10 protein-coding genes are annotated in these 9,634 nt (G+C 38.0%); 7 read left to right on the top strand and 3 right to left on the bottom strand.

Annotated features, from left to right (window positions below; all coding sequences use genetic code 11):
* Positions 1–132 precede the first annotated feature (132 nt).
* The 5 genes from G337_RS28710 to G337_RS0117850 all read left to right on the top strand — a co-directional run bounded on the left by G337_RS28710 (position 133) and on the right by G337_RS0117850 (position 2,653).
* Positions 133–282, top strand: coding sequence for a hypothetical protein (locus G337_RS28710; protein ID WP_157619377.1), 150 nt, complete (start codon positions 133–135; stop codon positions 280–282).
* A 630-nt stretch (positions 283–912) separates the two neighbouring features.
* Positions 913–1,194 carry a type II toxin-antitoxin system prevent-host-death family antitoxin gene (locus G337_RS0117865; protein WP_028865099.1) on the top strand — a complete coding sequence of 94 codons (282 nt, stop codon included), beginning with the start codon at positions 913–915 and terminating at the stop codon, positions 1,192–1,194.
* A complete protein-coding gene (locus G337_RS0117860) occupies positions 1,175–1,525 on the top strand; it encodes a type II toxin-antitoxin system RelE/ParE family toxin (protein WP_028865098.1) in 351 nt (116 codons plus the stop codon). The genes G337_RS0117865 and G337_RS0117860 overlap by 20 nt, the downstream gene beginning before the upstream one ends.
* Positions 1,526–2,011: 486 nt before the next feature.
* Complete coding sequence (locus G337_RS0117855) at positions 2,012–2,191, top strand: type II toxin-antitoxin system HicA family toxin (protein WP_028865097.1); 180 nt, start codon at positions 2,012–2,014, stop codon at positions 2,189–2,191.
* 48 nt (positions 2,192–2,239) lie between these two features.
* A complete protein-coding gene (locus tag G337_RS0117850) occupies positions 2,240–2,653 on the top strand; it encodes a type II toxin-antitoxin system HicB family antitoxin (protein WP_028865096.1) in 414 nt (137 codons plus the stop codon).
* A gap of 502 nt (positions 2,654–3,155) precedes the next feature.
* Here G337_RS0117850 and G337_RS27860 read toward each other — a convergent pair.
* The 3 genes from G337_RS27860 to G337_RS26605 form a co-directional block, all read right to left on the bottom strand.
* On the bottom strand, positions 3,156–3,971 hold the full coding sequence (locus G337_RS27860) for an HNH endonuclease (protein WP_051303368.1): 816 nt from the start codon (positions 3,969–3,971) through the stop codon (positions 3,156–3,158).
* Positions 3,972–4,127: 156 nt separating this feature from the next.
* Positions 4,128–4,598 carry a hypothetical protein gene (locus G337_RS0117835; protein WP_028865093.1) on the bottom strand — a complete coding sequence of 157 codons (471 nt, stop codon included), beginning with the start codon at positions 4,596–4,598 and terminating at the stop codon, positions 4,128–4,130.
* A 5-nt stretch (positions 4,599–4,603) separates the two neighbouring features.
* The gene (locus tag G337_RS26605) at positions 4,604–5,410 is read right to left on the bottom strand and encodes a DUF2971 domain-containing protein (protein WP_051303366.1); all 807 of its coding nucleotides are present in this window, start codon (positions 5,408–5,410) and stop codon (positions 4,604–4,606) included.
* 627 nt (positions 5,411–6,037) lie between these two features.
* Between G337_RS26605 and mobH the strand changes: the two genes are divergently transcribed.
* Both mobH and traD read left to right on the top strand, forming a co-directional pair.
* The gene (gene mobH, locus G337_RS0117825) at positions 6,038–7,705 is read left to right on the top strand and encodes a MobH family relaxase (protein WP_028865092.1); all 1,668 of its coding nucleotides are present in this window, start codon (positions 6,038–6,040) and stop codon (positions 7,703–7,705) included.
* A gap of 297 nt (positions 7,706–8,002) precedes the next feature.
* Positions 8,003–9,550, top strand: coding sequence for a conjugative transfer system coupling protein TraD (gene traD / locus G337_RS0117815; protein ID WP_028865090.1), 1,548 nt, complete (start codon positions 8,003–8,005; stop codon positions 9,548–9,550).
* Positions 9,551–9,634 lie beyond the last annotated feature (84 nt).

Here is a 9,634-nt window from a genome sequence, read left to right as displayed (position 1 = left end):
GATTTTGCGTGCACATGAGGTGCGCTCTTGATGACTTTAGTCATCTGCACCGAAATACGCTAACCCACCTACTTTAGTAGGTGGTAGTTGAGTTATTATATTTTTAGCCATTCATAGGCAAAGGGAGTTGTAATGCAGTATTCAGAACAAGAGCAAGAAGATGGTACTTACTCAGTAATCGGCTTGAATGGTAGCGTTCGTTCAGGTTTCTCGAAACCTGAAGCTATCAGTGAAGCGAAGCGTTTAAATGCAGGGTTGGATAAAATAATAGAACAAGCTTAAACTTGGACAGATAAGCAAAGAACAGCCAAAAGCTGCTGAGGTATTCCAAAATAAGCTAAAGAATAATGAAACCGATTTTGAAATGAAGTGACCAGGCACGTATAAACGATGATTGTTGTTAAAATATTTAAAGGGCTTTACCATCTCTAAAGCCTTCCAAAACAATAAAGACTAAGCGGATCATGTGTTGTTCATTGACGGGTTCGGATTAACACTAATAGAAACACAAGCACGACTAGAACCATCTATATCTTTAAATACGTTGTTAACATAGAAATCAAACACTAAAATCAGGCATTTAAAATCCGGTGTTTGTTGATGTGAATGCAGACGGAACACTTAGATAATCATACGGTGATAAAAACCTGTTCCACTAACACAATTCAAATTCAGCTGCGCAAATAAATAATTTGCTAGAACATCATGCACAATCACGTTTCCCATTTGAACAAACACAAACACAAACACAAACACAAAAGACCATATTTAGCCTAGATTTGGTCTTTTAAGTGTTTAGTGTTAAAATAATTATGGTGAAAAAAGCAACCAAGTGAAAACCAATGAAAAACTCAAATGCTCTCGCGGTGATAACTAACGCCTGAACATTTCAAAAACCCAAGGAGATAAGTTATGCATGTAGAAACAATTAGTTTTTTAAAAAAGAACGCGGCAAATCTGCCCTTGAAAGAACCGTTGATAATTACACAAAACGGCAAGCCTGCTTACGTAATCGAATCTGTTGAAGAAAGAGAGAGACGTGACGAAGCAATTGCTCTATTAAAACTTGTCAGCTTCGCCAAAAACGACGTGAAAGCAGGACGTGTAATATCATCAAGCTCTCTCAAGGAACGATTAGCTAAACGCAAATTAATCCTGAAAGAAGGCGATACTGATGTTACAACCCACAATTGAATACACCCAAACTTTTGAAAATTCGACCGAACTCGCTATTGCACACTTTACGCGATGGAATAGTGAGATTGATGTTATAGACAAAATAGAGGATACAATTAATACCTTTGAAAACGCAGTAAGCAGCAACCCTTTGATTTACCCTGTATCACAGAGCATCTTTGATATAGCTGGTATATCAAGTGTTCGCGAAGCGAATATAAACGGTTATAGGTTACTATATGAAGTCGATGAACAGCCCGACGAGCTGGTCGTTACCGCTTTTATTTTGCTGGGGCAGCGCCAGTCCGTAAGAGAGCAGTTAACCAGACACTGCTTGATGTATCGGTAATCTATAAACACCCGCTTAACTGCGGGTTTCTTTTCTCTGCTGTTTGCTTTTTTCCTCCTGATCCGTTTCCCATGTGGACTAATTACAGTAATGAAAATCACAAAAAAGGCCGCCATTTGGCAGCCTTTGGTTAGTTCGTGTAATACCTATTATGGTAAATAGCCGTTTTAGCTCCTAAAAATAAGCATTCCGTCAAAAACGACTTTGAAAGCGCTTGTTTCAGCGCTTTTAAATGATGTTTAATGGCAATGTTTATCTATTTAACTTTTGTCTTTCTAGTGCTTATTTTTGCCCTTAAATGGGGGGGCCATTTAAGAAGATTTCAGTCCCCAAAGCTACATAACTGCAACTTTCGTTTCCCATGTGAACGCTTATCAAACAAAATTCAAAATAAACGGGATTGTCGGGGTTGCTGGGGTTATTTTTCTTGCTTTGTTAACTTGATGGGGTTATAATAACCCCCAAGTTAAATAAACAGGAGGTACAGTGAAAAGTGCAGATTTGATTAAACTGTTGAAAAAGAACGGTTGGGAATTGGTTAATGTAAGAGGAAGTCATCACAAGTTTAGGCATCCAAGTTACGAAGACCCGATCATCGTTCCCCACCCCAAAAAGGATTTAAAAATTGGGCTGGTCAGTAAATTAAAGAAACAAGCGGGGCTGTAAAGCCCCCTTCATTGCACCTTACTGTGCCGATAAATAGAAGGAGTAGGTATGTTATATCCTATCGCAATTGAAACTGGCGACGCCGATCACGCTTACGGCGTTGCATTTCCCGATTTACCGGGTTGTTTTTCAGCAGGTGACTCGCTAGAAGAGGCGATCACCAATGCAAAAGAAGCGGTTGAGTTTTATCTCGAAGACTTAGCGGAGCGCGGGAAATTGCCGCCGTTGGCGACTGGTCTTTCTGTCTTACAGCAGGATGAAGAATATAAAGGCTGGGCATGGGCGGTCATTGATGTTGATGTTGAGCCTTATATGGGCAAGTCAGAAAAGAAAAATGTCACGCTGCCGAGCTTGTTATATAAAAAAATTGATTCTCAAGTGATCGCACATCCTGAGTTGTATAAGAACCGCAGCCACTTTTTACAAGTCGCCGCCGCACATGAGCTGAATGCTGTTAACTAAGGTTGATTAAATCATTAAACAAAAGCCGCTATCCAGCGGTTTTTTTATGCCTGCCGTTTCTCATGTGGCTTAACGTATAACGCTTTTACTTAACGCATAACCGCCTCTGCTTAACGCATAGCTCCGTTTGCATATTCCGGCCTAACGTGAAATACAGCGAGAATTGGTGTTCACGTTGCGCCGGAATGACCGTTCACGTTAGGCCGGAATATGCAAGTAATATTCAAACTGTATTTCAGAAGTACTTTTACGTAAAAGAAAATCATGTGAATTTACTGAAAATTTATCCAAATAAATTTCTGTAATTAGTTCATCATCACCCTTCGTTTCTTGAGGAACATTCATCATTGAAAGGCTACTTAAGTGAATAGTTTCATTCTGAATAATATGAAACAAAGAATCTAAATTCGTATAGTGGAAACAGGAATCTCTCATTAAACCTCTTCTTCTAACGCCCCAGCTCAGCCGCGCGCGCCTTTGGCACGTCGGCTGGAGTGCCGTATTAGCCTATATGTTTGTTTAACCATCTTTTGTAATGGACCATTAATAATTCAGGAGCAGGTGCATTTGATATATTTTCTGGTAGATGAATAGTTTTTCCATCATATTTTTCATAATGACCTTTGCATTTTGGACTTACTGCTAGCGTTCCGGTTTGTGGATTAATTGAGAATAGATGCAAATCAAACAATGTATGTATGTCCGCCCTTAAAAGTAAGCCATGCCTTACGTCGTAAGACTGCTGCTCTGAATGTGGTACTATATGAGCAGCTTCCAATGCCTCCTGAACATTGCAACCTGTAACTGCGCATTTGTTACTATACTCTCTTAGTAAACGCTCCCTAAATGATTTTTGCCCTCGTCTACTTAGAATGGAAGCGAGAGTTTTTTCATCAATCGGTGAGTCGTATTTATCCCCATCATCATTACCATTCGGCTTGATGCTTGTATCTATTTTCTCATTGCGTTTAGATATTTCTGGATACTTGTCCCAATCAAATAAATTAAACTTTCCTTCCTTCCACAAACCAACAATTTTTCTATCAGACCACTTGTTGTTTGGAACATGAAAAATATCGCCTGTGAAAGGATGATCTTCACCGACAAATTCGTACTCAGAATGACCGGTTCGTATAAAAATATGCTTTTCAAAAGAAATGCCATCATTCAAAAAATTATAGCAATAATCAGAGCATGTTATATTGTTTCTTTTTTTCTCTGAAAACTTTTCTTGAACCAAATCTTTGATGCGTTTTCCAGTAAATGTAGTTATTTTTTCTTCCCTGCATACCGATAAAACTTTATGGTACATATCCATACAGTACTCTTCTATCCTAGGCTAGACATAATGACTCCCCACTAAGGTGCTAGCCTCCAATTCGTGGGTTAGTTATACCAACGCTTTGCTAAGCAGCAATAAAATTAGCGAGGAACCAGCAAAAGCCAACTGTTTTTTGTCCATTTAAGCAACTTGTTAGCATTCAGAGCTTTCATATATTTGAGCTTTTAACTGTTGGATAACACTTGAATAATTTCTCATTCTATTCATCGTGCTTATAGCACCACTACAAATATTGATTATGATCATGGCTCCCACCATGGATACAACCTGACCTGAAAACTGAAGTAAAACATAAACTATTTCAATATTGACAAAGTCACGACCTAACCTAGAAATAATATAAGTTATTGCAGCAATTATTCCGACTAATGAACCGGCAAAAGTAGCTCTGATTACAACACCAAGAAGGTACTGATTAAATTTTTCAGGGTAATCATTATAATAACAAAGTTGATCTAGCTCTGATTGAAGTTGGGCAATACGTTTTTTTGATCGCTTTTTCCCTCGCCCCTCAAGCCAGACTTGTACTTTGGGTGTGAAAACATTTGCAACTATTGCTAAAGGAATAGCTAAAAATACACTTATCCAAAGATTTATATCCATATTTTTTATCTCCGTTTAAGCGCCTTGTTAGCTGCGTCTATAAGATCGATACTTTGTAGAGTCCAGCTATCTTTACTCAAACCACAACCGAACAATTTACTTTCAGGTTGATGCTCTTTTATGATATCTATTAATTCAATAGCTTTATCTAGTCCCATATATTCAGAACGGGCACCTACGTAGACCTCTTTGATAGTTCCAGGTTTCAAATTCAAAAGGTATAAAGGCCTGTTTTGAACCTCAATTACTGAAAAGTCACCACTTTCATTTGTATTTTCAGTGTCTAATCCTTTTAGACATTTTGCAACTCTAACTTCTTCTTCATATGCCCAGCAAGCTGGCTTATAAAGAAATAAACGCTGTAACTGCTCAAGCTGACCGTACGGGAAGTGAAATGTACCTCCAACTTCAATCGCCTCTTTGGGAGTACTTATAAAGCTATTTACTGGTTTTTTATCTGTATAAATAACATTCCCAAATTGAACTGGAATAAAATTTGATTTTTCACATGAAAATTCAGAACAAGTTACATCAAAACCAATGACCATACCTTTATGCTCATTACCGTAATGAGCCCACATCAAAGGGTTCAGGGGCTGTCTTGTCAAAGAAAGTATCCCAGTATTATTTTTCCATGCTTCTTTCTTTATTTGGTTACGAAATTGTTGGAATGGATCTTTTGGCTCTTCAAGTGGATAAGAAGCTTCGCTCTCAAATGGATCATTGAAAAATTGAGGCTGGGTAAAACCTATAGAGTTATTCTCTATAATTTTAATCCCTGCTTCATATGATACATACTTATACAAAATCAATGTGCTTACTCCTTAGCAGTTAACAGCTTATTAGACGACAGTCGTTTATTTATTTAAATATGAGGTCAGATTACTTTATTTGAGTGATATATCAATGCGTTGAAACAATAAATCAAAGACAAATCATGGGGAGAGGCGACAAAAGCACTGCACTGTATATAAAAACATAACTTTTATTATAAAAGGGAAATAATATGACTTCTCAATTTTTTATCAGCCGTCGCTGAGAATATGCGCCTCAAAGCGCCTCTGCTAGTAAAGATTCCCATGCTCGCTTCTTCCCGTTTGCGAGCGTAAAAGGCTATCCAGGTGTTCTGTATAACGTTAAGGCACTATGTCAATTTATGCTTTTCATCCTATGACAGCTTCTACTTTATTCAATAAGCTGGAATATTTAAAGGTGATCTACTTGTTGGTGGCGCAAGTGTTACGCCACAAGCCAATTGAGCTGTAAATGAACAATAGCTTTAAAACCTATTGTATTAAACAGGTGTGAAACTATTTCTTTGAATTTTGAGAAAAAATAGAACTCGGTAAGTATCAAACCCTCAGAATTAATCGTAAATTTTTGGAAAATTATATTCATAAGATAATATAAATATTGGGCCTTTAAACATTAGGACTGTTATGAAAATATTATTGGAATCATTACTTCAAAAAATTTTCCCGAATAAAGCCAAACAAGCTGAACGGTATGGGTTAGATAACCTAGACGATGATGTGATCGGCTACCCGCCAGACCAAAAGGGTATACCAGTCGTAAAGAACAGCGTTCTAATTGAACGGCTTAATGCTGATATTAGATTTTTACGCAATGAACTCGGTCTTACTGCGGAAGACTTTGAACTGTATTTAACACCTGTTATTACTGACTTTATCAAATACGCCCATCTACTACCTGCAAGTGAATACCATCACCATTCAACAGGAGGCGGTTTAATTTACCACTCCTTAGATGTAGCAAAACGCGCTATGCGAAAAGCTCAAATCAGCCAGTATCCCGTTTCTATCGGTACAATGGCAGACACTCAGCAATCAAATCAACAATGGAAAACTGCCACGGTACTTGCTGCTTTACTGCATGATTGCGGCAAGATAGTTACAGATATGGTTGTTTCAAACGGACAGCAGGGTAAAGCTCGTTTAGAGTGGGATTCCTACGGAAACCAAAATATTACGGAATGGGCCTTTGAGCATAATATTGAACGCTACTTTATTTCATGGAGTCCAACCAACAGAAATAAGGCCCACTTAAATGCATCTGTAGCGGTATTACAAAGGCTGATTCCACAGCACACGATGTCGTGGATAGATTCATGTTATGACGGCAAAACAATTCATACCGCTATGCTGGCTTCAGTAGCTTCCGCAAATGCTGCTCATGTACTTTCTAAAATTGTTGCTGAATCTGATTCAGCCTCAGTTAAACAGGATATGTATAACCGTAATTCTCACATTACCAAAGAAATGAAACGTACACCTATCTCATTAGTCCTTAGTGACCTCATAAAACATTACATAATTATTGGACGGTGGGAGATAAACAAAAAAAATGCAAAAGTGTGGTTTATAGATGATGAACTGTATTTTGTGTGGAACAAAATTGTACCTGAACTTGTTGGAGAGCTGGAAAAAGCAGGTTACACCATTACTGACTCGGCTGATGTTTTAGCGCGTGTAATGATAGAGGAGGGGGTAGCTGAATGTTGCAGTGATGATGAATTGTATTTCCCGATTTTTCCTGAAATTTTAGGTGATAAGAAAAAACCACAAAGATTAATTTGCTTAAAATATATTCGCGTTGAAAAAGTGATTAAAAATCCTGAAAAGCTATATTCGATAAGCCAGCATAAAGCTAAAACTAAAAGTTCAAAAGAAACAACCAGGACGCAAGAGCCAATTGATAATAATATGGCTGAAGAAATTGAAGAAATTTCTTCCACACCTGAAATTGAACAACCCGTCTACATTGAAAATGCGCGAGTAAGCGTACAACGCCTAATCAAATCAGCAGCAACAGTTACACAACATAAGACCATTGAAACCGAACATAAGGTGATTGAAACTAAAGTCGCACATGATGAACCCGCTCCACCGATAACAATAAAGTTTGAAAGTGAATTTATTAAGTATGCCTATGAGAAGTTTGATTTGCAGTTTGAAGATGGAGCCATCATTTTACCACTAAAACTGCTAAATGATGTCGCAATGTCAATCTCTGAAAATTTCGGTGATATTACTGAGTTTGAAGCGATGAACGATTTAAAAACGAACAAAGAGGTCACATTAATATGAGTTCTGATAATGAATATAATTTTCCTTTTCGCACTAACTACGAACTAAGAATAGTGTTTGTTTGGTTGGCTATCGGTTTACTGTGCTATTTATGTCCATTTGTATTTGATGTGCCGCGAAATGTTTACCACATATTTACCGTTATAACGTGCGGTATCGGATTAATTATTGGACGAAAAGGCATAGAGATATATATACGTAAATCACGTTTAAAGGGCTATAAATTGAGCTTTCTTGATCCTCACTCAAATGACTCGTTAGCTTTGTTCGGGATCACTGACAAAGAGGTGATTAAAAATGTCAAAAAACGCAGATAGTTTATTTTTTGGCTGGGGCGGGGAGTGGACTCAAGTTGAAGCGCAGCTTATTTTCGATATTTTAAAACGAAATGTACCTGACTTGATCGGAAAGCAGCGGGTGACAAAGGGTGACGGTTATATTCATGGCCTGTTAGAAAAAGAAGAAGTGATCAGGTTTCCTTTTGAACACGCGAATGGACACACTTTAATTACAGGCGCTTCCGGCTCAGGTAAGACAAAGTGCTTTGAGATTTTACTGAAACAGCTCATTTTAAGAAATGAAGTTGTAATTTATCTCGATCCAAAGGGTGATAAAGATATTAGAAATGTTGCAGCTGAAACGTGTGAAATGATGGGGCAAGCTGACAAATATATTCAGTGGCATCCTGCTTTTCCACGCGAATCTATACGTTTAAATCCATTAAAAAACTTTGCGCGTTCTTCAGAATTAGCTGCGCGGGTAACAGCCTTAGTGCCTGAAGATGGAGACTCATTTTACCGCGATATTGCCAATACAGTAGTGCAGTACATTGTTGATGCTTCGCACATGATTAATGAACAAGTGACGCTTACTGGAATTAGATATTACTATGAGCATTTTGCTAAGTTACTTGAGAAAACATGTATTGCATGGTTTGACACACACGACATTAATTGGAGGGATAAGATATTTAAAACTCTCGAATCCAGTGTAGATGAAGAATTCCGCGCTTTGCTGTGTGTTAGTTTTTATAGGAAAAATGTTGCAAATGAACACCACAATCCAACGATTGAATCGATGGCTTCTATGTATATTGATAAACGTAAATTATTAGAGCAATCAACTACCAACCTTTTAGCCAACTTACAAAAAGTATCAACGGGTGGACTTGCTGAAATGTTATCACCATCTGATATGGATGATCCCCGCCAAATTTATGATATGGAGTCCATCATAAAAACCAACAAATGTTTAATTATTGGCACTGACTCACTCGCTGACCGTATCGTATCTTCAGCCCTGGGTAAAATGATATTAGCTGATGCAGCAGCGGTCGCTGCTAACCGTTACAATTATGATGAAAACAGCGATAAAGTGATCAATATATTTGTTGATGAAGCGAGTGAAATGCTCTGTGAACCGCTAATACAAATGATCAATAAATCGCGTGGTGCGAAGTTCCGTTTATTTATCGCAACGCAGACAATTTCAGACCTTACAGCAGAGCTAGGCAGCGAGGCCAAAGCCGATCAAATAATAGCGTCCACAAATAACTATATCAGTTTTAGATGTAATGATTTAGCCACACAAGAGCGCGTTTGTGCCAAGAACCCCCCGACTAGAGTTAAGTATGTAATGCGTACACAGGGCTTTAATGCCTCAAACGATGATATTAACTCATTAACTGCAAACATCGGTGAGCGTTTGATGGAAGAAGAAGTCGAGCTGTTTCCCAAAGAGTTGTTATCTAAGCTGCCTGATCTTGAGTTTATCGCGTCATTTGCAGGGGGCAGATTGAAAAAAGGACGATTACCAATATTGGGTAAACCTAAAAAAGCATCATAGTAAGGAGTAAATAAGAATGAGTGAAGAAAAAAGATCTATCCCGTTCACGATTAAACTTATCGGCTTGTTTACCGTTGTTGTTTT

This window comes from Psychromonas aquimarina ATCC BAA-1526 (assembly GCF_000428725.1).
In the GTDB taxonomy this organism is placed as follows: Bacteria; Pseudomonadota; Gammaproteobacteria; order Enterobacterales; family Psychromonadaceae; genus Psychromonas; species Psychromonas aquimarina.
The sequence above is the reverse complement of the archived record's forward strand: the minus strand, read 5'-3'. Positions and strand labels throughout refer to the sequence as shown.

What these genes read in the sequence shown, in the direction of transcription:
- G337_RS28710 (WP_157619377.1), top strand. Translation starts at nt 133, where the DNA reads ATGCAGTATTCAGAACAAGAGCAAGAAGATGGTACTTACTCAGTAATC.
- G337_RS0117865 (WP_028865099.1), top strand. Translation starts at nt 913, where the DNA reads ATGCATGTAGAAACAATTAGTTTTTTAAAAAAGAACGCGGCAAATCTG.
- G337_RS0117860 (WP_028865098.1), top strand. Translation starts at nt 1,175, where the DNA reads ATGTTACAACCCACAATTGAATACACCCAAACTTTTGAAAATTCGACC.
- G337_RS0117850 (WP_028865096.1), top strand. Translation starts at nt 2,240, where the DNA reads ATGTTATATCCTATCGCAATTGAAACTGGCGACGCCGATCACGCTTAC.
- G337_RS27860 (WP_051303368.1), bottom strand. Translation starts at nt 3,971, where the DNA reads ATGGATATGTACCATAAAGTTTTATCGGTATGCAGGGAAGAAAAAATA.
- G337_RS0117835 (WP_028865093.1), bottom strand. Translation starts at nt 4,598, where the DNA reads ATGGATATAAATCTTTGGATAAGTGTATTTTTAGCTATTCCTTTAGCA.
- mobH (WP_028865092.1), top strand. Translation starts at nt 6,038, where the DNA reads ATGAAAATATTATTGGAATCATTACTTCAAAAAATTTTCCCGAATAAA.
- traD (WP_028865090.1), top strand. Translation starts at nt 8,003, where the DNA reads ATGTCAAAAAACGCAGATAGTTTATTTTTTGGCTGGGGCGGGGAGTGG.